Below are 24121 nucleotides of genomic sequence, written 5' to 3' on the forward strand. Positions count from 1 at the left end.
CGGGGTTCTCAGACGCCCGCGCGTGCCTTCTCCACGCCGCCGTCCTCGGCCCGCTGGTCCGGGACCGGTGCCGGGGCGTGGTCGTCGACGAGGGTCTTCTCGTCGAAGGGGATGTGCCCGGCGAGGACCTCCGCGACCCTCGCTTTGTCGATCTCCTTCGTCCAGGTGCCGACGAGGACGGTGGCGACGGCGTTGCCGGCGAAGTTGGTCAGGGCGCGGGCCTCGCTCATGAAGCGGTCGATGCCGACGATCAGGCCGACCCCGTCGACCAGCTCGGGCCGGTGGGACTGGAGTCCGCCCGCGAGGGTGGCGAGGCCCGCGCCGGTGACGCCCGCCGCACCCTTCGAGGCGATGATCATGAAGACGAGGAGCGAGATCTGCTCGCCGAGCGAGAGCGGGTCGCCCATCGCCTCGGCGACGAAGAGCGAGGCCATCGTGAGGTAGATGGCGGTGCCGTCGAGGTTGAAGGAGTAGCCGGTCGGGACGGTGATGCCGACGACCGGCTTGCTGACGCCCAGGTGCTCCATCTTCGCGATGAGCCGCGGCAGCGCGGATTCCGATGAGGAGGTGGAGAGGATCAGCAGGAACTCGCGGCCCAGGTACTTCAGCAGGGTCCAGATGTTGATCCCGGCGACCAGGCGCAGGATCGCGCCGAGCACGACGAAGACGAAGAGCCCGCAGGTCAGGTAGAAGCCGATCATGATGACGGCGAGGGACTTGAGGGCGTCGACGCCGGTCGCGCCGACGACGGCGGCGATCGCGCCGAACGCGCCGACCGGGGCCACCCACATGATCATCGCGAGGATGCGGAAGACGAGCCGCTGGATGTGGCCGATCCCGCGCAGCACCGGCTCGCCGGCGGCGCCCATCGCCTGGAGCGCGAAGCCCGCGAGCAGCGCGACGAGGAGCGTCTGGAGGACCTCGCCCTCCGTGAAGGCGGAGACGAGGGTGGTGGGGATGATCCCGAGCAGGAACTCCGGCGTGGACTCGCTCGCGCCCTCGGCCTGCTTGGCGCCGGCCTCGGCGATCTCCTTGGTGAGGTGGAGGCCGGAACCGGGCTCCAGGAGGTTGCCGACGAGCAGGCCGATCGCGAGTGCGACGGTCGACATCACGAGGAAGTAGCCGAGGGCGAGCCCGCCGACGGCGCCGACCTTCGCGGCCTTACGGACCGATCCGACGCCGAGGACGATCGTGCAGAAGATGATCGGCGAGATCATCATCTTGATCAGATTGACGAAGCCGGTGCCCAGCGGCTTGAGCTCGACGGCGACTCCCGGCGCCAGGAAGCCGACCGCGATGCCGAGCAGTACGGCGCCGATGACGGCCAGATACAGATAGTGGGTACGGTCCCGACGTGCGGCCACGGGGTCCTCCTCGCGCTGATGGGTGTCCACGTCCCGGTGGACTCCGCGACTATCCATCAGCCTGTGACCGGGGTCACGGTTGCGTACGTTTCGTTCACGACCGAAACATCGGACCGGTCCGGAGAGGGGCGGACGGGCAGGCCGGGGGAAGAGAACGATTCGGGAACGCAATGACCCCGCGCAAATTCCGCCGTGCACACTTACCCGCATGCGTTTCCCCCGTCCCCGCCCCCGCAGCCTGGCCGGTCAGCTCTTCGCGATGCAGGTCGTACTCGTGGCCGTCGTCGTGGCGGGCTGCGCGGTCTTCGCGTACGTCACGGACCTCGCCCAGGCCGAGGAGACCGCGCGGCGGCAGTCCACGGCGACCGCCGCGGCCGTCGCCCACTCCCCCTCCGTGGTGGCCGCGGCCCGCTCGGCCGACCCGACGGCGGTGCTCCAGCCGTACACGGAGTCGCTGCGCCGCCACGCGGACGTCGCCTTCGTGGTGATCATGGCGCCGGACGGGACCCGCTGGACGCATCCGGAGCCGGACCAGATCGGCCGGACGTACCTCGGCCACATCGAGGAGGCGGTGCGGGGGCGGACCTTCTCCGAGACGCACCTGGGGGTGCTCGGCCCGTCCGTGCGGACGGTGGCGCCCGTGTACGACGAGGACGGTCAGGTCGTCGCCCTCGTCAGCGCGGGCATCACGATCGAGAGGATCAGCGAGCAGGTACGGGAACAGGTGACCGCGCTCCTCGGCATGGCGGGCGCGGCGCTCGCGCTGGGCGGCGCGGGGACGTACGTCGTCAACGCCCGGCTGCGCCGCCACACGCACGGCATGAACGCGGCCGAGCTGAGCCGGATGCACGACTACCACGAGGCCGCGCTGCACGCCGTACGCGAAGGGCTCGTGATGCTCGACGGACGGCGGCGGATCGCCCTCATCAACGACGGGGCACGGGAGTTGCTCGGCCTGGACGAAGGGGTCGTCGGCCGCCCGGCCGCCGAACTCGGCCTGCCCGCACCGCTCACGGGCGCGCTGCTCTCCTCCGAGCCGCGGGTGGACGAGACCCATCTGACGGCCGACCGGGTGCTCGTGGTCAGCACCCGCCCAGTGGTGGGCGGGGAGCGGCGCGGCACCGTCGTCACGCTCCGGGACCGCACGGAACTCCAAGCGCTTTCCGGGGAGTTGGACTCCGAGCGGGGGTTCACACAGGCGCTCCGCTCCCAGGCCCACGAGGCGGCGAACCGGCTGCACACCGTCGTCTCGCTCATCGAGCTGGGGCGGGTGGCGGAGGCGGTGGAGTTCGCGACGGCGGAGCTGGAGCTCGCGCAGGCGCTCACCGACCGGGTCGTCGACGCGGTCGGCGAGCCGGTCCTGGCGGCGCTGCTGCTCGGCAAGGCGGCGCAGGCCAACGAGCGGGGCGTGGAGCTGGTGCTGACCGAGGACAGCCGGATCGACGACGGCCGGGTGCCGGCCGCCCTGCCCTCCCGCGACCTGGTCACGATCCTGGGCAACCTCATCGACAACGCCGTGGAGGCGGTGGGCGGCACGCCGCACGCGCGCGTGACGGTCACGGTCGCCGCCCGGGCGGGCGACGGCGAGCTGCTGCTGCGGGTCGGGGACAGCGGCCCCGGCGTCCGCCCGGCCGACCGGGAGGCGGTCCTCGGCCGCGGCTGGTCGACCCGCGGCCCGGGCCGCGGCCTCGGCCTGGCCCTCGTGGTCCAGGCGGTCTCCCGCGCCGCCGGCACCCTGGAGCTGGCGGACGCGACGGAGGGCGGCGCGGAGTTCACCGTACGACTGCCGCTGCCCCGGGAGGACGCCCCGGCTGCGCAGGGGGCCGGGTCCGCCGGTACACGGCGGGAGGCGGCGGCCGCGAGCGGCCCATCGGCTTCGGCCGGGGACCAGGCCGAGGGCGACCCGGCTGCGCCCATCGGCGCGCGGTGGGACGCGGCCGGGGCCGCCGGTGCTCCGACGAAGGCAGGAACGGCCGGCACGAGCGGCCCATCGGCTTCGGCCGGGGACCAGGCCGAGGGCGAACCGGCTGCGCCCATCGGCGCGCGGCGGGAGGCGGCCGGGGCCGCCGGTGCTCCGACGAAGGCAGGAACGGCCGGCACGAGCGGCCCATCTGCTTCGGCCGGGGACCAGGCCGAGGGCGACCCGGCTGCGCCCATCGGCGCGCGGCGGGAGGCGGCCGGGGCCGCCGGTGCTCCGACGGAGGCAGGAACGGCCGGCACGAGCGGCCCATCTGCTTCGGCCGGGGTCGCGGCCGAGGGCGTCTCGTCCCCGCAGGCCCGCGACGCCGGGCCGGTGGCTTCCGGCGGCGCTTCGCGCGCCGCTGCGGACGGAGCCGCGGTCGGCGCCCTGACGGACCGCGACACGGGCGCCGCCACCGGCACCGGCACCGGCACCGGCACCGCGACCGCCCCGATCGGACCCGAGGTGACCCCGTGAGTACGCAGCCCCTCCGCGTCCTCGTCGTCGAGGACGACCCCGTCGCCGCCGACGCCCACGCGCTCTACGCCGGGCGGGTCGACGGCTTCACCGTCGTCGGGGTCGCCCACTCCCGGGCCGCCGCCGTGCGGGTGCTCGACCGGACCCCGGTCGACCTGATCCTTCTCGACCTCTACCTGCCCGACGGCCACGGACTGCACCTGCTGCGCGCGCTCCGCGCCGCCGGGCACTCCGCCGACGTGATCGCCGTGACCTCCGCCCGCGATCTCGCCGTCGTCCGCGAGGGCGTGTCCCTCGGCGTCGTCCAGTACGTCCTGAAGCCCTTCGCCTTCGCCACGCTCCGGGACCGGCTCGCGCGGTACGCGGAATTCCGGGCGTCCGCCGGAGAGGCCTCCGGGCAGGACGAGGTGGACCGGGCGCTCGCCACGCTCCGGGCCCCGCACCCCGCCACGCTGCCGAAGGGGCTCAGCGCCCCGACCCTGGAGGCGGTCACCCGTACCCTCAGGGACACCCCGGCCGGGGTCACCGCCGCCGAGGCGGGCTCGGCGGTCGGGATCTCGCGGATCACCGCCCGCCGCTACCTGGAGCATCTGGTGACCGAGGGCCGGGCCGTGCGCGCCCCGCAGTACGGTCAGATCGGGCGGCCCGAGCTCCAGTACCGCTGGCTCGACGGCCCGGCCGGCCGTTACTGACCGGTTCCCACGTTCCTACGACGTCGCACGTTGGGGGAACGAACCGTAGCCACGCGTCACCCTCCGCACCTACGGTGACCGGGTGCACCAACCCTCTCCCCCCTTCAACGCCCTGGCCGCGCGGCGTCTGCGCGAAGGCCTCGGCATGGCCCCGGGACACGTCGCCTACGGCCTCCGCGCCCAGTACGGCCTGTTCGTCGACCCCGACACCGTCGTCGCCTGGGAACGCGGCCGTCTCCTCCCGACCGAACAGGAGCTCACCGCCCTCGCGGGCGTCCTGTGGTGCGCCCCGGCCGAGCTCATCGCCGCCGCCACGACCCTGCGCGAGCACCGGATGGCCCGCGGGCTCGCCGCGGAGGAGCTGGCCCGGCAGGTCGGCGTGGCGGCCCACGCGTACCAGCGGATGGAGGACGAAGGCCGCTGGCGCGGCACCGAACGCCAGACGGCCACCCTCGCGGAGGTCCTCGGCCTCGGCCCGCGCGCGCTGATCACGGCGACCGGCGGCGACGACAGCCTCGCCGAGCTGCTGCGGGACGCCGCCACCACCCGCTGGCAGGCGTACGTGAAACCGACAGTGAAGATGGTGCCGCTGCCCAAGCGGGCCGTGGAGTCGGCGCTCCAGCGCCTGCACACGGAGTACCACGGGCGGATGGCGGCGACCAGCAGCTGGGGAGCCTCGGGGGCGACGGGCGACGAGGGACGCGCGTACCTGGACGAGATCACCGGGCACTTCTGGGCGGCGGTGGGCCAGTAGCGCCGGCCGACCCGGCACGGCGGTGAGCCGGTAATCGATGCCGGCCCGGCACGGCGGTGAGCCGGAGTCGACGCCGGCCCAGCACGGCAGGGCCGTAGATTGGCCGCCGTGAGACGACACATACCCTTCGAACGACTCCACAACTTCCGTGACCTGGGCGGCTATCGCACCGCCGACGGCGGGACCGTGCGGTGGGAGACCCTCTACCGCTCCGACTCCCTGGCCAAGCTCGCGGGAGCCGGACCCGACGACCTCGCCCGCTTCCGCGCGCTGCGCGTGGCCACCGTGATCGACCTGCGCTACCCGTGGGAGATCGACGCCAAGGGCCGCCTGCCGGAGACCGAGGAGGCCGCCTGGCACAACCTGTCCATCGAGCACCGGCCGTACGACCAGGCGGAGATCGACCCGGACCTCGATCCGTGGCGCTACCTGGCCGACCGGTTCGCCGAGGTCGCCGAGGACGGTGCGGAAGAGATCCGCACCGCGCTCGAGGTCATCGCCTCGGCCGACGGCCCGCTGGTCTTCCACTGCGCCTCCGGCAAGGACCGCACGGGGATCATCGCGGCGCTCGTCCTCGCGCTCCTCGACGTCTCCGACGAGGAGATCCTCGGGGACTTCGCGCTCACGGAGCTGGCCACGGAGCGGTTGATCGCCGACTGGCGGGCCGGGCACCCGGGCCGCGAGCTCCGCTGGCCCGGGTACGGCCGGGCGCCGGCCGAGATCATCCGGCTGTTCCTCGCGGACCTGCGCGAGCGGTACGGCTCGGTGTACGCGTACGTCACCGGCCCCGTCGGGCTCGACCCGGCGGTGGTGACGGCCCTCAGGACCCGGCTGGTGGACCCCGCCTAGGGCCTGTCCGGCCCTGATCCGCCGGACTAGGGGCTCTTGGTACTCGCCGTGCTCGCCCCTCCGTCGAGCGCCCCCGGCTCGTCCGCCGGGGTCCCGCGCCTCCTGCGGGCGGTGAGCGCCGCGTGCGTCGCCAGTCCCAGGGCCAGGCCCCAGCACGCCGATCCGATGCCGCCGAGGGTGACGCCGGACGCGGTGGTGAGGAAGGTGACCACCGCCGCGTCCCGGCCCTGTTCGTCGGCCACCGTCTGCGCGAGGCTCGTGGAGAACGTGCCGAGGAGCGCCGTCCCGGCGATGACGGCGACGAGTGCGGAGGGCAGCGCGGCGAAGAGGCCCACGAGGGCGGCTCCGCAGACACCGGTCAGCAGGTAGAAGAAGCCGCAGGCCAGGCCGGCCACGTAGCGGCGTCGCGGGTCGCGGTGTGCCTCTTCGCCCGTGCTGATCGCGGCCGTGATGGCCGCCAGGTTCACGGCGTGTCCGCCGAGTGGGGCGAGCGCCGTGGAGGTGAGTCCGGTGGCGGTGATGAGCAGCCGGTCGTCGGGGCGGTACCCGCAGGCGGCCAGCACGCCGAGGCCGGGGGCGTTCTGCGAGGCCATCGTGACCACGGCCAGCGGGACGGCGATCCCCACGATCGCCGGACCGCTGAACTCCGGTGCCGTGAACACGGGAAGGGTCCAGTCGATGTCGACGGACGCGGCGTGGATGCCCGGCACGACGGCGGTGGCGAGCACGGCAGCGAGAAGCGCCCAGGCCACCGCGTATCTCGGGGACCTCTGCTTGACGGCCAGGTAGGTGGCGAGGGACGCGAGGACCGGGAGAGGGGCGCCGTCCAGGGCCGAGAACAGACCGGCCCCGAAGGAGAACAGGACCCCTGCGAGCATGCCCGCCGTGATCCCGGGCGGTACGCGCCGCATGGCCCACCCGAAGACTCCGGTCACCCCGACCAGGGCCATGAGGAGGCCGCTGACCAGGAAGGCGCCGACGGCCTCGGGGTAGGAGTAGTCCCCGAGGCTGCCGACGAGGACCGCGGCGCCCGGCGTCGAGAACGCGGTGATCACCGGCATGCGGGTCCACCAGCTGAGCACGGCGCAGGTCAGGCCGCTGCCCACGCACGCCGCCCACACCCAGGACGCGGTCCGCTCGTCGCTGAGGTGACCGGCGGCCGCTGCCGCCAGGACGACGAGCAGGGGGCCGGAGCACGAGACCACGACGGTGATGAGCCCCGCGAGGACGGCGGAGAGCGAGGCGTCCCGCAGGACTCCTCGGCGTCCTCCCGCCCCGTCCTCCTCCTCGGCGTCGCCCTCGGCGGCGCCCTCGGTGCTCTGCTCGGCCGTGGTCATCGTGCCCTTTCCCCGCCTCGTCCTTCTCGCCGCGCGCCTCGCGCCTCGCCCGCTACTCCGCGCGCTGCGCGACGGCGGCGAGCCGCTCGACGCCCTCGGTGAACTCCTCGCCGCCGAGTGACATGAACGGGAGCCGGAGGAACACCGTGCCGGCGGGGGGCGCCGACTCGGCGGGGTAGAAGGCCGAGCCCCGCGTGAGGGCGAGGCCCGCACCGGCCGCCGCGGCGAGGAACTTCTCCTCCGTGGTCAGGACCGGAAGGTGCACGCTGAGGTAGTAGCCGCCCTCGGGCACGCACAGCGCGACGTCGCCGAGGGCCTTCCGCACCGCCTCGACGGCGGTGTCGTGGCGCGGCCGCAGCAGCTTCCGGACGTCCTCGATGTTCTGGCGCACCAAGCCGCTCGCGAAGGCCCGGGCGGCCACCGTCTGGAGCAGGGGGGCCGGTGACAGGTACGTGCTCTCGGCGAGCGCCGCCAGGGCCCTCGGGACGCCGGGCGGAGCGATGACGTAGCCGACCCGCAGTCCGGGGCTCAGCATCTTGCTGAGCGAGCCCATGGTCAGCACGCGGGCGCCGGGGACGGATTCCGCGAGTTCGCTGAGGAGCGTGGGCGCGTCGCCGTCGAAGCGGAGTTCCCGGTACGGGATGTCCTCCAGGATGGTGAACCCGAACTCGGCGGAGAGCCCCACGAGTTCGCGCCGCTTCTCCTCACTCGTGGTCACACCGCTGGGGTTCTGGAAGTCGGGGATCACATAGACGAACGCGGGTACCTCCGCGCGCAGTCGGTCCCGCAGGATGTCCAGGTCGAGACCGTCGTGCCGCAGCGGCACCCCGGTCACCTGGCCCCCGTGCCGCTCGAATATCTGGACCGCGCGGTCGTACGTCGGCGCTTCGGCCAGCACCGACGTGCGCGGGGCGTCCTTGAGGAGGTGGGCCGCGAGCAGGTCGAGGGCCTGGAGGGAGCCGTTGGTGACGAAGATCCGGTCGGGGTCGACCGAGTGGAACGCGCCGAGCTCGTCGCGGAGTTCACGATCGCCGGTGTGATGGCCGATGGGCGCGTACTGGAAGACCCGGTCGGACTCGGAGCTGAGGATCTCCCGGGTCAGCTCGGCGATGGTGGCGGAGGGGATCGCTTCGAGCGGAGGGATGCCCCGCGAGAAGTGGACGGTCTGGACGGTCACGGATGGTTCTCCTTGCGTGGGGGTGGGGGGCTCAGCGGGCGTTGACCGCGAAGTCGGCGCCCAGATCGGCGATGGAGTCCGAGCCGACCTGGAGCAGCGTGTCCTCGATCTCGCTCTTGAGGAGATCGAGAACCGCTTCGACGCCCTGCTGGCCGGCGAGGCCGAGACCCCACAGGTAGGGGCGGCCGATGCACACCGCGTCCGCGCCGAGCGCGAGGGCCTTGACGACGTGGACGCCGGAGCGGATGCCCCCGTCCATGAGGACCACGGCGCGGCCGGAGACCGCTGCCGCCACCTGCTCCAGGGCGACCAGGCTGGGCATCGCGCCGTCGAGCTGACGGCCGCCGTGGTTGGAGACGATGACGCCGTCCACGCCGAGGCCGACGCACCGTTCGGCGTCCTCGGCCCGCAGGATGCCCTTGACCACGAGCGGGAGGCGCGTGAGGGTCCGGATCCATGCGAGGTCGTCCCAGGTCAACGGGTACCGCTCGATGCGGGCGCCGTCCGGGATCTCACCGGTGAGCACGCCCAGCGCGCGCAGGTTGCCGAAGTCGACGTGGGCGGGGGTGCGGAAGCCCGCTCGCTTGGTGCTGATGCGGCGGGCCGCGTAGCTGGCGTCGACCGTGACCACGAGCGCGGTCGCGCCGGCGTCCTCGGCCAGGGCGATCGTCGCGGCGATGTCGTCCCGGGAGCGGTAGGCGTAGAGCTGGAACCAGGAGCCGTTCTTGACGGAGCCGGCGATCTCGGGGAAGGCGTGGTGGCTGTCGGTGCTGACGATCGCGACGGTGCCCGCGGACTCGGCCGCTCGGGCGGTGGCGAGCTCGGCGTCGTCGTGGAGGAGCCGCTGGGGGCTGGTCGGGGCGAGCAGGACCGGCAGCGCGAGCTCCTGCCCGAACACGGTCACCGTGGTGTCGGGCTGTACACCCGTCCCGCCGAGGGCCCGCGGGCGCAGCCAGACCTGGTCGAAGGCTTCGGTGTTGCCACGGACCGTGAGCTGAGTGTCGGCGCCGCCCGCCACGTACGCCCAGGAAGCGGCGTCGAGTACGGATTCGGCCGCGTGCTCGAAGTCGGTCAGCGTCAGCAGCCCGGATAATTCCCTTGCCATGATTCCTCTTCCGTCTTCGAAGGTGTTTCTCTTTATGCGAACTGGTCGAATCCCATCTTGATCACCATTCCGGTGACCACGACGACCAGCACGATCCGGACGAAGCCGGATCCTCTCTTCATTGCGGTGCGCGATCCGATCATCGCGCCGGTGATGTTTCCCAAGGCCATTCCCAGACCGAGAGCCCACAGGACGTTTCCCTGCCAGGCGAAGACCGCGAGGGCGCCCAGGTTGGAGGACGCGTTGATGACCTTCGCCATGGCCGCGCTCTCCAGGAACTGCGTCGCGAGGAGCGTGGTGAAGGAGATGATGAGGAAAGTGCCGACGCCGGGCCCGAAGACTCCGTCGTAGAAACCGATTCCGACGCCCGCGAGGAGAATCGCCACGAGGCGGCGGCGAGGGGTGACGACGATATTCCGCTGCTGCACCCCGAAACCGGGCCTGAAGGCCACGAAGAGCGCCACCGTGATGAGCAGGCCCATGATGACGGGCCGGAAATAGCTCGCGGGGACACTCGACGCGGACAGGGCGCCGACGGCGCCGAACGGGACCGCGAGCCCGGCGGCCGGCAACAGGACCGAGCGGTCCAGCTTCGTGCGCCGCTGGTACATGTACGCGGCGGTCGCGGTGCCCATGACCGCCGCGATCTTGTTCGTGCCCAGCGCCACCGCGGGCGAATACTGGGGGAAGGACAACAGGAGTACCGGGATGAGCAGTACCCCGCCGCCGCCGACTACAGCATCCACCCAGCCGGCTGCCGTCGCGGCGACGAGCAGGCCGAGCACCTCGTACAGTTCCACTCTTCCTCATTCACGTGGGATGGCCCCGGTTCCCGGGACCACAGGCCCTGCTGGGCGGTACCGGCCGGGTCAGACGACCCCGCGGATCTCCGTCATCGCGGGCAGTACTCGCGGGTGTCGCATCATGCGCTGGGCCCACAACGGGGTGCTGCGCAGGGAGTAGAACCGGCGCAGCCAGCGGTCACGCCCGTCGTAACGGGGCGTGAACGCGGTGCGGCCGTGCACCACGACGTGGTTGTCCAGGACGACGAGATCGCCCGGCTCGAGCACCAGGTCGCGGCCGACCACCTCCAGCGCCGCGGCGAGCGCCGACAGCGCCTCCCGCGCCTCCGGCCGGTCGCTCTGGGTGTTGTGCGAGTTGAAGCGCATGAACGGCCGGTCCGCCGGACCGAAGATCACCGGGTGAGGGCCCGCGGAAGGGCGGGGCCCCGGCATGTCCCGCGTGAACGAGGTCGGGTACAGGCTGTGGAACTGCGGCCTCCGCAGCTCCTCCACCTGCTCGTCCGTCAGCAGGGGCAGCGCGTTCCGGACGGACGAGACGCGCGTCGCGGCGACCTGCTCGTGGTCCTGCCGCAGGCAGAGCAGGCCCAGGTAGTCCGGGCGGAGCGGGTGGTGCACGTTCTCCGTGTGCCAATCGAAGGCGACCGACCCGCTGTTCTCGATCCGGCCCTCCTCGCCGCGCACGGGATGCACATCGTGGAAGAGCGCCCCCGACTTCTCGTCCTGATAGCCGGTCAGCGAGCCCAGGAGGTCCGCGACGAGCATCAGGGTTCCGTTGGTCGGGTGCTCGTCGAGAATGTGCGGGTCATGGGACTGCGGCGTGTTCGGCAACTCCCCGATAGGGACTCCCCGAAGCAGGCAGTATCCGTTGGATTCCACGTCCGCACCGAAGTCGAGAAACGTCTTGCGCATCCCGTCGGGAAGATCCAGGAGGAGACCCGAAAGAACGATGGGGATCGAGTCCGACAACCGCGCGGCGACCCCCGACAGCGCGCCGACTTTCGCCGCCTCCGACTCGCTTAATCGGTATTCATTGAGTTCCTGGGCAATTATTCCCATAATTCCTCGCCGATTTAAACTGCGGGTTTTGGCATTACGGCGAAAAACGTATCCCGCTGACGATCTTTCCGTCAACAATCGATTTCGGACAGCGACTCCCCCTGTTAACGGGTCCGACATTCGGGGAGATGCCGCATGAATCTCACTTGAGTCGAGAAATCACCACAATCCATACCGCCCAGTAAGGGGCGTAGGCGGGGTTGGCCCTGCCGATCCACCCGCTTGAGCTGCCTCTATGGCGCCAGGTGTCCGGAAGGTTAACGTCCGGATTGTCCCGCTACGGGTCTGTGAGGTACATGCGCCGGCATTCGCGTGAGCCCCACGAAGGTCATTTCGCGCCACCGAACCAGGGAAAACGGGGTGTCCTGGGCACTGTGAAGGGGGTCACAGACCGACATCGCCTGGCCACACCTTCGGCCGGAACCCCTACCTTCTGCGGTCGAAGCTGAAGAGCTGGCCCGCCGCGTCCGGCGCGCACGGGGCCTGGGCCAGTCGTGCCCAGTCCGCCGAGCGGTCACCGACGACGGTGACGCAGCTGCCGGACGTGGCGGAGCCTGCCGGGACGATCCGGTAGCCCTCGACGGGGGTGCCGTACGGCTCCAGGGCGAACTCCTCCACCCGGCTCGGGTCGCCGCACTCGGAGTCCTCGTACGCGGCATCGGGTATCCGGCCGCCGGAGGGTATGCCGGAGCAGCCGGGGCCGTAGTCCGGGTGGTCCGAAATGATCCTCCACCGACCGCCGCCCGTCTCCTTCAGCGAGTAGAGCGGCACCTTCGCGTCGGCGCACGGCACCTGGTGGATCTGCCCGGAGCGCGAGCCGCGCCGCTCGCCGAGGCACAGGTCCTGGCCGATCACCCGGATGCGTACGTCCCCGGCGGATGGCGCGGTGAGGGTACGGGGCGGGTGGGCGCCGTGCCCGTCCCGCAGGACGGCGACGACGCTGACGCCGGCGAGCACGAGGCCGGTCAGCGCCACCGTCGCGACGAGGGCGCGCCGTATCCGGGACCGGGGTCCGGGCCGCCGCGCGTCGGGGGCGCCGTCCGGGGACTCCGTCGGGCCCGCGGGCCAGACGACCGAGGGGCGGGCTCCCTCCACCGGATCGGCTGCCTCCACCGGATCGGCTCCCTCCACCGGATCGGCGGCGTCGGGCTCGTACACCCCCCGTACCGCGAGCTCCTTCCGTACCGCCTGCCACTCCTCAAGGCCGCCCGGCTCCACCCCGCACGCGCGGACGAAGGTGACCAGGAGCTCCTCGCGGGGGACGGTGGCGCGGGCCAGCATGTTGGCGACGGTGGACCGGGGCAGGACCTCGCCGCGCGCCTCGGCCCGGCCCGCGAGTTCGCGGTACGTCAGGCCGGACCAGTCCTTGAGCGCCTGGAGGCACGCGACGAACTCCGCGGCGTTCCGTACCTCCCTCGGGTCGGGTGCCCGTTCCGCCGGCCTCATCCGCGCCTCCCCTTCCGCCGGACAGGGTTGGGACATGTCCGGGACAAGCCTCAAGCCTTGTTGATCTCGCGCTCCGGCTCAAGAGTGGAACTCGGCATTTCCGATGGCGATGCCGGTCACCGACGAGTGGCCCCGACCCTCCACGGGGGGAGGGTCGGGGCCACTCGGGTGTGTCCGGTGTCCCGGAGCCGATCCGGGACAGGTCGGGACGGAGGTCCCGGCCGGAAGGACGTTCGGAAGGACGGTCGGAAGACCGCCGGATCCGGAGGGCAGGTCAGAAGACCGACTCGGCCTCACGGATGCGGTCGTCGGGGACCGTCTTGAGCCGCGTCACGGCCTCGGCCAGCGGCACCATCTCGACGTTCGTGCCGCGCAGCGCCGTCATCCGGCCGAAGTCGCCGCGGTGCGCCGCCTCCACCGCGTGCCAGCCGAAGCGGGTGGCGAGCACCCGGTCGTACGCGGTCGGCGTGCCGCCGCGCTGGACGTGGCCGAGGATGACCGGGCGGGCCTCCTTGCCGAGGCGCCGCTCCAGCTCGACGGCGAGCTGATTGCCGATGCCCTGGAAGCGCTCGTGACCGAACTGGTCGATCTCGCCCTTCTTGTACTCCATCGAGCCCTCGGCCGGATGGGCGCCCTCGGCGACGCAGATGACGGCGAACTTCTTACCGCGGGCGAAGCGCTCCTCGACCATCTTGACGAGGTCGTCGACCTGGAAGGGGCGCTCGGGGAGGCAGATGCCGTGCGCGCCGCCGGCCATGCCGGACTCCAGCGCGATCCAGCCGGCGTGGCGGCCCATCACCTCGACGACCATCACCCGCTGGTGGGACTCGGCGGTGGTCTTCAGCCGGTCCATGGCCTCGGTGGCGACACCGACGGCGGTGTCGAAGCCGAAGGTGCGGTCCGTGGAGGAGATGTCGTTGTCGATCGTCTTCGGGACGCCGACGACGGGCATGCCCGCGTCGGAGAGCATCCGGGCGGCGGTCAGGGTGCCCTCGCCGCCGATCGGGATGAGGACGTCGATGCCGTACTGCCTGGCCAGATCGGGGGCCGACTCGGCGGCCTCGGCCAGCCGGTTGCGCTCCAGGCGCGCGGAGCCGAGGATCGTGCCGCCGCGGGCCAGGATGCCGCTGACGTTGTTGAGGTCGAGGGGCCGGTAGTGGCCGTCGAGCAGGCCCTTGAACCCGTCCTCGAAGCCGATGACTTCGTCGTCGTGGCCGGTCAGCGCCCGGTGCACGACCGACCGGATCACTGCGTTCAGGCCGGGGCAGTCGCCGCCTGCGGTGAGAACTCCGATGCGCATCGTGCTGTGTCTCCTGCTCGGTCGCGGTCCAGATGAGCCACGGCAATTCTCACACGGCGGACCTGACGGGGGCGCTCGCCGCGGCTCCGCGCGTCCCTCGCGGAGCCCTCCCGGGGCCCTCCCGGGGCCTTCCCGGAGGCCTTTCGTCCCGGGGTCCCGGGCCCTTCGTCCGGCGGGCGACTTAACCAGTGGCGGGGGTATTGTCAAGGGGGTAATGCCGCCCTTTCGGGGCTTTCCGAGGACCGCAGATTGACGCACGGACCGCGCCGGTGGCGGGGCCCTCCCGGGGGCACCGCCCGCCCCGGTCCCCCCGGAGGGCCCCGTTCCGCAGGACTGGACAGGAGACCACGGCGTGACGCGCAGCGTGTACGTGACCGGGATCGACCGCGGTGACGGCCGCCAGGTAGTCGAGCTGGGAGTCATGGAGCTCCTCACTCGTCAGGTGGACCGGGTGGGGGTGTTCCGCCCGCTGGTGCACGACGGCCCCGACCGGCTCTTCGATCTGCTGCGGACCCGCTACCGGCTCTCGCAGGACCCTTCGACGGTCTACGGCATGGACTATCACGAGGCCTCGGACCTCCAGGCCGAGCGGGGCACCGACGAGCTGGTCTCGCAGATCGTCGACCGTTTCCACGCCGTCGCCCGCGCGTACGAGGTCGTCCTCGTCCTCGGTACCGACTTCGCGGCCACGCAGCTCCCCGACGAGCTCGCCCTCAACGCCCGCCTGGCCAACGAGTTCGGCGCCTCCGTCATCCCGGTGGTCGGCGGCAAGGGCCAGCCGTCGGAGTCCGTACGGGCCGAGGCCCGCAACGCCTTCCGGGCGTACGACGGACTCGGCTGCGACGTCCTCGCGATGGTCGTCAACCGGGTCGCGGGCGAGGACCGGGAGATCATCGCCGAGCGGCTCTCCGCCCGGCTGCCCGTGCCCTGTTACGTCCTGCCGGACGAGCCGGCGCTCGCCGCGCCCACCGTCTCCCAGATCACCCACGCGCTCGGCGCCTCCGTCGTCCTCGGCGACGACGCGGGCCTCGCGCGCGACGCCCTGGACTTCGTCTTCGGCGGTGCGATGCTGCCGAACTTCCTCAACGCGCTGACCCCGGGCTGTCTCGTCGTCACCCCCGGGGACCGGGCCGACCTGGTCGTCGGCGCGCTCGCCGCGCACTCGGCCGGCACCCCGCCGATCGCCGGCGTGCTGCTCACCCTCAACGAGCGGCCCAGCGCGGAGATCCTGACCCTGGCGGCCCGGCTCGCGCCCGGCACCCCGGTGATCTCCGTACCGGGCAACAGCTTCCCGACCGCCACCGAGCTCTTCGCCCTGGAGGGCAAGCTCAACGCCGCCACCCCGCGCAAGGCGGAGACGGCCCTCGGCCTGTTCGAGCGGCACGTGGACACCGCAGACCTGCTGAAGCGGATCTCGGTCGCCCGCAGCGGCCGTGTCACCCCGATGATGTTCGAGCACGAGCTGCTCGAACAGGCGCGGACCGACCGGCGCCGGGTCGTGCTCCCCGAGGGCACCGAGGAGCGCGTACTGCGCGCCGCCGACGTCCTGATACGCCGCGACGTCTGCGACCTGACGCTGCTCGGCGACGTCGAGACGATCCGCAAGAAGGCCGCCGACCTGAGCGTGAACCTGGGTGACACGCAGCTGATCGACCCGCAGACCTCGGAGCTGCGCGACTCGTTCGCCGAGAAGTACGCGGCGCTCCGCGCCCACAAGGGCGTCACGGTCGAGCTCGCGTACGACGTCGTCTCGGACGTGAACTACTTCGGCACGCTGATGGTGCAGGAGGGGCTGGCCGACGGCATGGTCTCCGGCGCCGTGCACTCCACGGCGGCGACGATCCGCCCGGCCTTCGAGATCATCAAGACGAAGCCGGACGCGTCGATCGTCTCCTCGGTCTTCTTCATGTGCCTCGCCGACAAGGTGCTCGTCTACGGCGACTGCGCCGTCAACCCCGACCCGAACGCCGAGCAGCTCGCGGACATCGCCGCCCAGTCGGCGGCCACCGCGGCCCGCTTCGGCGTGGAGCCGCGGATCGCGATGCTCTCGTACTCCACCGGCACCTCGGGCTCCGGCGCGGACGTCGACAAGGTGCGCGAGGCGACGAAGCTGGTCCGCGAGGCGCACCCGGAGCTGCGGATCGAGGGCCCGATCCAGTACGACGCGGCGGTGGAGCCGTCCGTCGCCGCCACGAAGCTGCCGGAGTCGGAGGTGGCCGGGCAGGCGACCGTGCTGATCTTCCCCGACCTCAACACCGGCAACAACACCTACAAGGCCGTGCAGCGTTCGGCCGGCGCCGTGGCCGTCGGCCCGGTGCTCCAGGGTCTGCGCAAGCCGGTGAACGACCTCTCGCGCGGCGCGCTCGTCAGCGACATCGTCAACACGGTCGCCATCACGGCGATCCAGTCCCAGGTCCCCTCCCAGGGTCAGGAGCTCGAAGCATGACCGCCACCCCCACCCACACCCCCACCCGTGTCCTCGTCCTCAACTCCGGCTCGTCGTCGGTCAAGTACCAGCTGCTCGACATGGCGGACGGCAGCCGGCTCGCGGTCGGCCTGGTGGAGCGGATCGGCGAGGAGACCTCCCGTCTGGTGCACACCCCGCTCCAGGGCGGCGGAGGCGCGAAGCGCGAGAAGAACGGTCCGATCCCCGACCACGCGGCGGCGCTGAAGGCGGTCGCCGAGGAACTGGCGGCGGACGGCCTCGGCCTGGACTCCCCCGAGCTGGCCGCGATCGGTCACCGGGTGGTGCACGGCGGGCTGCGGTTCAGCGCCCCGACGGTCATCGACGACGAGGTGCTCGCGGAGGTCGAGCGGCTGGTGCCGGTCGCCCCGCTGCACAACCCGGCGAACCTCATCGGCATCCGTACGGCGATGTCCCTGCGCCCCGACCTGCCGCAGGTGGCGGTCTTCGACACGGCCTTCCACACGACGATGCCGGAGTCGGCGGCGCGGTACGCGATCGACGTGGCGACGGCGGACGCGTACCGGATCCGGCGGTACGGCTTCCACGGCACCTCGCACGCGTACGTCTCGCGCGAGACGGCGAAGCTGCTCGGCAAGGCGCCCGAGGAGGTGAACGTGATCGTGCTGCACCTGGGCAACGGCGCCTCCGCCTCGGCGGTGGCGGGCGGCCGGTGCGTGGACACGTCGATGGGTCTGACGCCCCTGGAGGGCCTGGTCATGGGCACCCGCTCGGGCGACATCGACCCGGCGGTCACCTTCCACCTCAAGCGGGTGGCGGGCATGGACGACAGCGAAATCGATGGCCTCCTCAACAAGAAGTCCGGCCTGGTCGGCCTCTGCGGCGACAACGACATGCGGGAGATCCGGCGCCGCGTCGACGAGGGCGACGAGGCGGCGACGCTGGCCTTCGACATCTACATCCACCGCCTGAAGAAGTACATCGGCGCCTACTACGCGGTGCTCGGCCGGGTGGACGCGGTGGTGTTCACGGCGGGGGTCGGCGAGAACGCGGCCCCGGTGCGGGAGGCTGCCATCGCGGGCCTGGAGGAGCTGGGTCTCGCCGTGGACGCGGACCTCAACGCCGTACGTTCCGACGAGGCGCGGCTGATCTCTCCGGACTACGCGCGGGTGGCGGTCGCCGTGGTGCCGACGGACGAGGAGCTGGAGATCGCGCGGCAGAGTTTCGCGCTCGTTCAGAGCTCGGTGAGCTCGAACGAGTGAACGCTTGAGCGGGCCCGCGCCCATTTGTACTTTCCGCCAGTCGGAATATTCCGCAGTGAAACAAACCGATAGGATCCGCCTCATGCGCCGTTCCAAAATCGTCTGCACGCTGGGCCCCGCCGTCGACTCGTATGAGCAGCTGAAGGCTCTCATCGAGGCCGGTATGAACGTGGCCCGATTCAACTTCAGCCACGGCTCCCAGGCAGAACACCAGGAGCGGTACGACCGCGTCCGGCAGGTCTCCGCGGACACCGGGCACGCCGTCGGCGTCCTCGCCGACCTCCAGGGCCCCAAGATCCGCCTGGAGACCTTCGCCGAGGGCCCGGTCGAGCTGGTGCGCGGTGACGAGTTCACCATCACCACCGAGGACGTCCCCGGCGACAAGTCCATCTGCGGCACCACCTACAAGGGTCTGCCCGGCGACGTCTCCAAGGGCGACCAGGTCCTCATCAACGACGGCAACGTCGAGCTGCGGGTCGTCGAGGTCGACGGCCCGCGGGTCAAGACCGTGGTCATCGAGGGCGGTGTCATCTCCGACCACAAGGGCATCAACCTGCCCGGCGCGGCCGTCAACGTCCCCGCCCTGTCGGAGAAGGACGTCGACGACCTCCGCTTCGCGCTCCGCATGGGCTGCGACATGGTCGCCCTCTCCTTCGTCCGCGACGCCGACGACGTCAAGGACGTCCACAAGGTGATGGACGAGGAGGGCCGCCGGGTCCCCGTCATCGCCAAGGTCGAGAAGCCGCAGGCCGTCGAGAACATGGAGGCCGTCGTCGCGGCCTTCGACGCGGTCATGGTGGCCCGTGGCGACCTCGCCGTCGAGTACCCGCTGGAGCGGGTCCCGATGGTGCAGAAGCGCCTCGTCGAGATGTGTCGCCGCAACGCCAAGCCGGTCATCGTCGCGACCCAGATGATGGAGTCGATGATCACCAACTCCCGGCCGACCCGCGCCGAGGCGAGCGACGTCGCCAACGCGATCCTGGACGGCGCGGACGCGGTCATGCTGTCGGCCGAGTCCTCGGTCGGCGCCTACCCGATCGAGACCGTGAAGACGATGTCGAAGATCGTCACCGCGGCCGAGGAGGAGCTGCTCTCCAAGGGCCTCCAGCCCCTGGTCCCGGGCAAGAAGCCGCGCACCCAGGGCGGCTCCGTCGCCCGCGCGGCCTGCGAGATCGCCGACTTCCTGGGCGGCAAGGCGCTGATCGCCTTCACCCAGTCCGGCGACACGGCCCGCCGTCTCTCCCGCTACCGGGTGCAGCAGCCGATCCTCGCCTTCACGACGGACGAGAACACCCGCAACCAGCTCACCCTGAGCTGGGGCGTCGAGTCCTTCCTGGTCCCGTTCGTGGAGACCACGGACGCGATGGTCGACCTCGTGGACGCCGAGCTCCTGAAGCTCCAGCGCTACAACGAGGGCGACACCATGATCATCACCGCCGGCTCGCCCCCCGGCGTCCCCGGCACGACGAACATGGTCCGCGTCCACCACCTCGGCGGCGGCGAGCACGCCTGACGCCCCGCTTGATCCGTATGCGACCGTGGGCCGCACCCCTGGAGAAGGGGTGCGGCCCACGGTCGTACGCCTACGGAGATCAGCTGGGCTCGATCGTGTTGCGGAGGCCCGGGACCTTGAGGGTGCCGCCGAACTGGCCCGCCTGCTTGAGCTTCACCTGGGTGAAGAAGGCGAAGGGGACGTCCAGCGGGGGCGGGGACTCCGGGCCGAAGGTGATCGGGATGAGGCCGAAGAGGTTGCCCTTCAGCTCCTCCGTGTACATGGTCACCGTGCCGTCGGTGATGGTCGACGTCGAGCCCTTGTCGGAGCGGACGTGACCCGTAAGGCCCTCGGAGTGGACCGTCAGCTGGTGGAGGTCCTTGATGTCGATGCCGGAAGCGGTGAACTTCAGGACCTTCTTGATCTTGCCGCTGCCGGTCTTCACCTCGACGATGCCGTGGTACTTGAGGCCCTTGAGGGTGAGGAGCGTGCTCTCCAGGCGCCACGGCTCGTCCGGGAGCAGCGGGATGCCCGGCTCCAGTTCGGCCGCCGCGAGCGCCTCGGGGTCGAGCTCGGGGCACGGGAAGCGCGGCTTGGCGCCGTCGGGTATGGACTCGTCCTTCTTGGGGTCGAGGCCCTGGGAGCTCTCCGGAAGCTCCTTGACGGTCACGCCGGCCTTGTCGGCCGCCTTCTCGATCGCCTTCTTGGTCGCGTCGGCGGCCGGGTCGGTGGTCGGGTCTGCGGGCGTCTTCGGCGTGGCGGGCGCGGTAGCGGGGGCGGTGGGGGTCGCCTTCGCGGGGGCGGTCGCGGTCGCCGTCGGCTTCGGTGAAGCGGTCGCGGTCGGCTCGTCGGCGGTCGCGGGCTTCTGGACCGGGGCGGCCGTGGTCGGTGCCGCAGTCGTGGCCGTCGGCGTCGGGTCCGGGCCGTCGAAGAGGTCCTTGATCGCGTCGCCCACGCCCAGCGGGTCGAGCGGGTTCGTCGACTTCGTGGGGGTGGGGGTGGCCGTGGCGGTCGCCGTGGCCGAGGGAGTCGCGGTCGGCGCCTGCTCCCGCGCCTGCTGCGTGGTCGCCTGGCCGGTCTCCGTCGCGGTCGGCGTCGGGGTCGCGGTAGCCGAAGCAGTGGCCGAGGCCGTGGCCGTCGGGCCGGTCGTCGCCGTGGCGCTCGGGGTCGCCGGCGCGCTCGCGCTCGTCGAGGGCGTGGCCGTCGGCTTCGCGCTCTCCGTGGGCTTCGCCGTCTCCTCAGGAGTCGGCTCGTCCGAGCGGGTCACACACGGCCCGGGAGCGAAGGGGATGTCCTTCTCGTCGGCGAGGGCGAGCTTGGGCGTGAGGCCCATGCCCACGAACACCGCGGTCGGCATGGCGGCCAGCGCCATCGCCTTGCCCGCGGGGCCCTGGATCCTGTTCAGCAGCGACTTGCGCGGGGCCGCGTGCCGCGGGCCCTCCTTCGCGAGCGCCGACTGAGTCTCGTCACCCCGCACTGTTCCTCCCGCCATTGGCGTCGGCCGTCGTTTCGGTCGCCGACTCGTACGTCTCGCGCTGCTCCGGGACACCGGCCGCCACGACGACCTCGGTCTCGAGCTCGGCGCCGGCCTCCTCGGAGGCCTCAAGCTGACCGTCGTGCTGTGCGTCGTCGTCGGTCTCCTCGACCGGGGGCGCGGGCGCCCACGCGGCGGACATGCCGCCTCCGATCAGGGAGAACAGGAACCCGATGACCAGACCGCCGAAGTTCGACACCGGGATGGAGACCAGCGCCAGGACGATCGTCGCGACGCCCGCGAACACCCGGACGACGGGCTGGAACCACATCGTCAGACCGAGTGTGATGAGCAGGACGCCGATGATCAGCGCTCCGGCTCCGGCGGTCGTCTGCATGGCGAGCGTGGCGTTGCCGAGCCGAAAGTCCCCGTACGGGAGATAGGCGATCGGTACGCCGCCGATGATGGTGAGCAGTCCCGCCCAGAAGGGCCGGGTCTGCCGCCAGACCTTGAACCGGTTCTCCTTGGGGACTTCGCGGGAGGCGGGGATCTCGGCGCTCATGGAAACAGCTCCCTGGAAGCGGTGTTGCTGAGAAAGGTGAAGAAGGTGGTGCCGTCGGCCGGAGCGGGTGGGGCCGTACGGGACGGCCCACACCCTCCGGACCGGGTCAGTCCTTGAAGCACTCCTGCGACGTGCCCCTGTGCAGCGACAGGTTCAGGTTCGGGAGCTTGAAGGTGGCGGCGGTGGTCGCCCACGCCTTCTGCTCGACGTCGTTCAGCACGGCCTCCTCGGCGCGCTGACCGAAGCCGTACGGGTTCGCCTTCGTGTTGGGCTGGATGCCCGGCTTGCCCGGGACCGGCTTGCCGTCAGGGCCCGCGTTCAGCGCACCGGCAGCGACGCCGATGTCGATGTTCTTGAACTCGGCGTTGGTCTTGAGCGAGGAGACATCGAGGTAGATGTCCTCGGCGTAGACCTTGTCCTTGCCGGTACCGGCCGTGAGCCGGAGCGTGACGTCACCGACGAACGGCACCTTCGGCGTCACCACCGACTGGCACATGTCGGTGATCCAGGCCTTCGAGAAGCCCGAGACGGCGACCGGGGCGGCGAACGCGTTGCCCTCCAGGTCCTTGCCGCCGTTGACGCTGCCGTACTGGACGAAGTCCTCGCCGACGAGGCTCTTCGCCTTAACCTTGAATTCCTGGCCGGAGATGCTGAAGGACGCGGCCAGCGCACCCTGGGCCAGACCGACGCCGATCGCGGCCGTCGCGGCCACGCTCGGGACCATGACGACGGCGAACCGCTTCCATCTGGTACCGCCACGAACCTGGGACTTCATGAGAATTCCTCCTTCTCGGACGTACATCTCCGGAAGGGCCGGGGGCCCGTCCCGGGATGGGAGAAGAGCTACGTCCTCGGGAAGGGAAGCACCGAGGCATCAGGCGGCGCGATGCGCGTCCGAATCACCGGCGATCACCCCCGAGCGACAACCATGAGCCACGCTGTGCGCGTGGCCGGGTTGGACAGGCCCCGTTCGGTGAGAGCGGGAACCCCCCTGTCCACGGCCGGCGCCTGGGCACCGACCCGCCCGGTGGGGACCCTCGCCGCGTTCCCGGTTGGTTGCCGGGGGGTGTGCGGTTTCGGACCGAGCGTCGCCGATCGTGGTCGATTCCGGGCCGTCGCACAAGGGGGTTCGTTACTCGCTAGTAACGGGTGGATAACCGGGGCATGGCGGGGTGGCGCCGAACGGGCACACAGGGTGCGGTCGGGTGATACCCAATATCAGCAGATCGCCGGATGAAGCCGGACAGAATCCTCGGTTCGATTTACTGCAAGTAACAGCGGCCGCGATTACCAAGTTTTGGTAAAGCGCGGCCGCTGTTTGTCGCTGTGTCGCCAAATCGTCGGACGATCCGGCGGGTCGGGAAGACCCCGGGGCGAGGTCCTAGAAAAGCACCCGGGCCAGGGCCTGGCGGGCCGCCGTCACACGCGGGTCGTCGACGCCGATCACCTCGAAAAGCTCCAGGAGCCGCAGCCGCGCCGCGTCCCTGTCCTCGCCCACCGTGCGGCGCACGGTCTCCACGAGGCGCCCGAAGGCGTCCTCGACATGGCCGCCCACCAGGTCGAGGTCGGCGGCGGCGATCTGCGCGGCGACGTCGGCCGGGGCGTCCGCCGCGTTCTTGCGTACGGCGGCGGGGTCGAGGTCCTGCACCCGGGCGAGAAGCTCGGCCTGGGCCAGGCCCAGCTTGGCCTCCGGGTGGGCGGGGTCGTCGGCGAGGACGTTCTTGTACGCCTGGACGGCGCCGGCCAGGTCACCCGCGTCGAGCGCGGACATGGCCGCTTCGAGGAGGGCGTCGTACGGGCCGACCGGACGCTCGGCGGCGGCCGAGCCCTCGGCGTCGCCGTCCGCGCCCCCGGCCACGGCGATACCCGTCAGACCGAAGCGCTCCTCGCCGACCTGGATCAGCTGGTCGAGGGTCTCCCGGATCTGGGCCTCGGGCACCGCGCCCTGGAAGAGCGGCAGCGCCTGGCCGGCGACCACCGCGAAAACGGCCGGAATTCCCTGGATGCCGAACTGCTGCATCAGCATCTGGTTGGCGTCGACGTCGATCTTCGCGAGCAGGAAGCGGCCGTTGTACTCGACGGCCAGGCGCTCCAGGAGGGGGCCGAGCTGCTTGCACGGCTCGCACCACTCGGCCCAGAAGTCGAGGACGACCGGGACCTCGGCGGAGCGCTGGATGACATCGCGCTCGAAGCCGGCCTCGTCGACGTCGATCACCAGGGCGGAGGGGGGCACCGCGGCGGGGCCACCCTGCCGGGCGGCCTCGGCCCGGACCTGCTCCGCCTTGGTCTTGGCCTCTCCGGCCGCCTTCACCGCGGCGAGGTCGACGACGCCGCTCATGGACATGTTTCGGGGCTGCATGCGTACATCCTCCCCCTTCCGCGCGCGTAACCGGTAAGTCATGGCTGAACCGTGGCGCCCGGGGGTCTCCCGCCGGTGTGCGAGACGCCCGGGCGACACGGTTCTTCGTCTTCGTTCCGCACCGGATCCCCACCCGGTGCTCCGCCGGGTCCCCACCCGGCACATGGTTGTCGCTAGGGCCGCTCAAAGCCTTTCGCTACAGGTCGTAGCGTAACTCTCCGGGAGGA

18 protein-coding genes and 1 pseudogene are annotated in these 24121 nt (G+C 71.5%); 7 read left to right on the top strand and 12 right to left on the bottom strand.

The features are described 5' to 3' along the window. Positions 1–8: 8 nt before the first annotated feature. Complete coding sequence (locus ACIBG6_RS14620) at positions 9–1421, bottom strand: cation:dicarboxylate symporter family transporter (RefSeq protein WP_399222947.1); 1413 nt, start codon at positions 1419–1421, stop codon at positions 9–11. Between the two features lie 151 nt (positions 1422–1572). Here ACIBG6_RS14620 and ACIBG6_RS14625 point away from each other — a divergent pair. The 4 genes and pseudogenes from ACIBG6_RS14625 to ACIBG6_RS14640 all read left to right on the top strand — a co-directional run. Beyond that, positions 1573–3177, top strand: a pseudogene (locus ACIBG6_RS14625) (ATP-binding protein); the annotation flags it as partial. Positions 3178–3797: 620 nt separating this feature from the next. Continuing rightward, the gene (locus ACIBG6_RS14630) at positions 3798–4493 is read left to right on the top strand and encodes a response regulator (protein WP_399222948.1); all 696 of its coding nucleotides are present in this window, start codon (positions 3798–3800) and stop codon (positions 4491–4493) included. 145 nt (positions 4494–4638) lie between these two features. Next, positions 4639–5247, top strand: a complete 609-nt coding sequence (locus tag ACIBG6_RS14635) for a helix-turn-helix domain-containing protein (RefSeq protein ID WP_399223360.1) — start codon at positions 4639–4641, stop codon at positions 5245–5247. Between the two features lie 108 nt (positions 5248–5355). Next, complete coding sequence (locus ACIBG6_RS14640) at positions 5356–6096, top strand: tyrosine-protein phosphatase (RefSeq protein WP_399222949.1); 741 nt, start codon at positions 5356–5358, stop codon at positions 6094–6096. A 26-nt stretch (positions 6097–6122) separates the two neighbouring features. Here ACIBG6_RS14640 and ACIBG6_RS14645 read toward each other — a convergent pair whose 3' ends face one another. The 7 genes from ACIBG6_RS14645 to ACIBG6_RS14675 all read right to left on the bottom strand — a co-directional run bounded on the left by ACIBG6_RS14645 (position 6123) and on the right by ACIBG6_RS14675 (position 14320). Then, a complete protein-coding gene (locus ACIBG6_RS14645; RefSeq protein ID WP_399222950.1) occupies positions 6123–7433 on the bottom strand; it encodes a benzoate/H(+) symporter BenE family transporter in 1311 nt (436 codons plus the stop codon). Positions 7434–7485: 52 nt separating this feature from the next. After that, the gene (locus ACIBG6_RS14650; protein ID WP_399222951.1) at positions 7486–8610 is read right to left on the bottom strand and encodes a PLP-dependent aminotransferase family protein; all 1125 of its coding nucleotides are present in this window, start codon (positions 8608–8610) and stop codon (positions 7486–7488) included. Positions 8611–8641: 31 nt separating this feature from the next. Further along, on the bottom strand, positions 8642–9715 hold the full coding sequence (locus ACIBG6_RS14655; protein ID WP_399222952.1) for an alpha-hydroxy acid oxidase: 1074 nt from the start codon (positions 9713–9715) through the stop codon (positions 8642–8644). Positions 9716–9747: 32 nt separating this feature from the next. After that, the gene (locus tag ACIBG6_RS14660; RefSeq protein WP_317599253.1) at positions 9748–10515 is read right to left on the bottom strand and encodes a TSUP family transporter; all 768 of its coding nucleotides are present in this window, start codon (positions 10513–10515) and stop codon (positions 9748–9750) included. A 69-nt stretch (positions 10516–10584) separates the two neighbouring features. Continuing rightward, positions 10585–11574: a TauD/TfdA family dioxygenase gene (locus ACIBG6_RS14665; protein ID WP_399222953.1), complete on the bottom strand. Its 990-nt coding sequence runs from the start codon at positions 11572–11574 to the stop codon at positions 10585–10587. A gap of 426 nt (positions 11575–12000) precedes the next feature. Beyond that, positions 12001–13020, bottom strand: a complete 1020-nt coding sequence (locus ACIBG6_RS14670) for a helix-turn-helix domain-containing protein (protein ID WP_399222954.1) — start codon at positions 13018–13020, stop codon at positions 12001–12003. Positions 13021–13294: 274 nt separating this feature from the next. Then, positions 13295–14320, bottom strand: a complete 1026-nt coding sequence (locus tag ACIBG6_RS14675) for an ATP-dependent 6-phosphofructokinase (RefSeq protein ID WP_329621115.1) — start codon at positions 14318–14320, stop codon at positions 13295–13297. Between the two features lie 352 nt (positions 14321–14672). Between ACIBG6_RS14675 and pta the strand changes: the two genes are divergently transcribed. The 3 genes from pta (at position 14673) to pyk (ending at position 19520) form a co-directional block, all read left to right on the top strand. Further along, a complete protein-coding gene (pta, locus tag ACIBG6_RS14680) occupies positions 14673–16766 on the top strand; it encodes a phosphate acetyltransferase (protein WP_399222955.1) in 2094 nt (697 codons plus the stop codon). Further along, entirely contained in the window at positions 16763–18007 is a 1245-nt protein-coding gene (locus tag ACIBG6_RS14685) for an acetate kinase (RefSeq protein ID WP_399222956.1), read from the top strand. Before pta ends, ACIBG6_RS14685 begins: the two co-directional genes overlap by 4 nt. An 82-nt stretch (positions 18008–18089) precedes the next feature. Continuing rightward, on the top strand, positions 18090–19520 hold the full coding sequence (pyk, locus tag ACIBG6_RS14690; RefSeq protein WP_399222957.1) for a pyruvate kinase: 1431 nt from the start codon (positions 18090–18092) through the stop codon (positions 19518–19520). A gap of 79 nt (positions 19521–19599) precedes the next feature. On the opposite strand, the gene ACIBG6_RS14695 is transcribed toward pyk, so the two are convergent. The 4 genes from ACIBG6_RS14695 to ACIBG6_RS14710 all read right to left on the bottom strand — a co-directional run bounded on the left by ACIBG6_RS14695 (position 19600) and on the right by ACIBG6_RS14710 (position 23894). Continuing rightward, positions 19600–20976, bottom strand: coding sequence for a hypothetical protein (locus tag ACIBG6_RS14695; protein ID WP_399222958.1), 1377 nt, complete (start codon positions 20974–20976; stop codon positions 19600–19602). Then, positions 20966–21535 carry a DUF6114 domain-containing protein gene (locus ACIBG6_RS14700; RefSeq protein ID WP_399222959.1) on the bottom strand — a complete coding sequence of 190 codons (570 nt, stop codon included), beginning with the start codon at positions 21533–21535 and terminating at the stop codon, positions 20966–20968. The genes ACIBG6_RS14695 and ACIBG6_RS14700 overlap by 11 nt, the downstream gene beginning before the upstream one ends. 106 nt (positions 21536–21641) lie before the next feature. Then, entirely contained in the window at positions 21642–22310 is a 669-nt protein-coding gene (locus ACIBG6_RS14705; RefSeq protein ID WP_399222961.1) for a DUF6230 family protein, read from the bottom strand. Between the two features lie 606 nt (positions 22311–22916). Further along, on the bottom strand, positions 22917–23894 hold the full coding sequence (locus ACIBG6_RS14710) for a tetratricopeptide repeat protein (protein ID WP_399222962.1): 978 nt from the start codon (positions 23892–23894) through the stop codon (positions 22917–22919). Positions 23895–24121: the final 227 nt, after the last annotated feature.

The organism is Streptomyces sp. NPDC050842 (assembly GCF_044456565.1).
In the GTDB taxonomy this organism is placed as follows: Bacteria; Actinomycetota; Actinomycetes; order Streptomycetales; family Streptomycetaceae; genus Streptomyces.

Coding starts and splice junctions, on each gene's coding strand:
- ACIBG6_RS14620 (WP_399222947.1), bottom strand. CDS start 1,421: ATGGATAGTCGCGGAGTCCACCGGGACGTGGACACCCATCAGCGCGAG.
- ACIBG6_RS14635 (WP_399223360.1), top strand. CDS start 4,639: ATGGCCCCGGGACACGTCGCCTACGGCCTCCGCGCCCAGTACGGCCTG.
- ACIBG6_RS14645 (WP_399222950.1), bottom strand. CDS start 7,433: ATGACCACGGCCGAGCAGAGCACCGAGGGCGCCGCCGAGGGCGACGCC.
- ACIBG6_RS14655 (WP_399222952.1), bottom strand. CDS start 9,715: ATGGCAAGGGAATTATCCGGGCTGCTGACGCTGACCGACTTCGAGCAC.
- ACIBG6_RS14665 (WP_399222953.1), bottom strand. CDS start 11,574: ATGGGAATAATTGCCCAGGAACTCAATGAATACCGATTAAGCGAGTCG.
- ACIBG6_RS14670 (WP_399222954.1), bottom strand. CDS start 13,020: ATGAGGCCGGCGGAACGGGCACCCGACCCGAGGGAGGTACGGAACGCC.
- ACIBG6_RS14675 (WP_329621115.1), bottom strand. CDS start 14,320: ATGCGCATCGGAGTTCTCACCGCAGGCGGCGACTGCCCCGGCCTGAAC.
- ACIBG6_RS14685 (WP_399222956.1), top strand. CDS start 16,763: ATGACCGCCACCCCCACCCACACCCCCACCCGTGTCCTCGTCCTCAAC.
- pyk (WP_399222957.1), top strand. CDS start 18,090: ATGCGCCGTTCCAAAATCGTCTGCACGCTGGGCCCCGCCGTCGACTCG.
- ACIBG6_RS14700 (WP_399222959.1), bottom strand. CDS start 21,535: ATGAGCGCCGAGATCCCCGCCTCCCGCGAAGTCCCCAAGGAGAACCGG.
- ACIBG6_RS14705 (WP_399222961.1), bottom strand. CDS start 22,310: ATGAAGTCCCAGGTTCGTGGCGGTACCAGATGGAAGCGGTTCGCCGTC.
- ACIBG6_RS14710 (WP_399222962.1), bottom strand. CDS start 23,894: ATGCAGCCCCGAAACATGTCCATGAGCGGCGTCGTCGACCTCGCCGCG.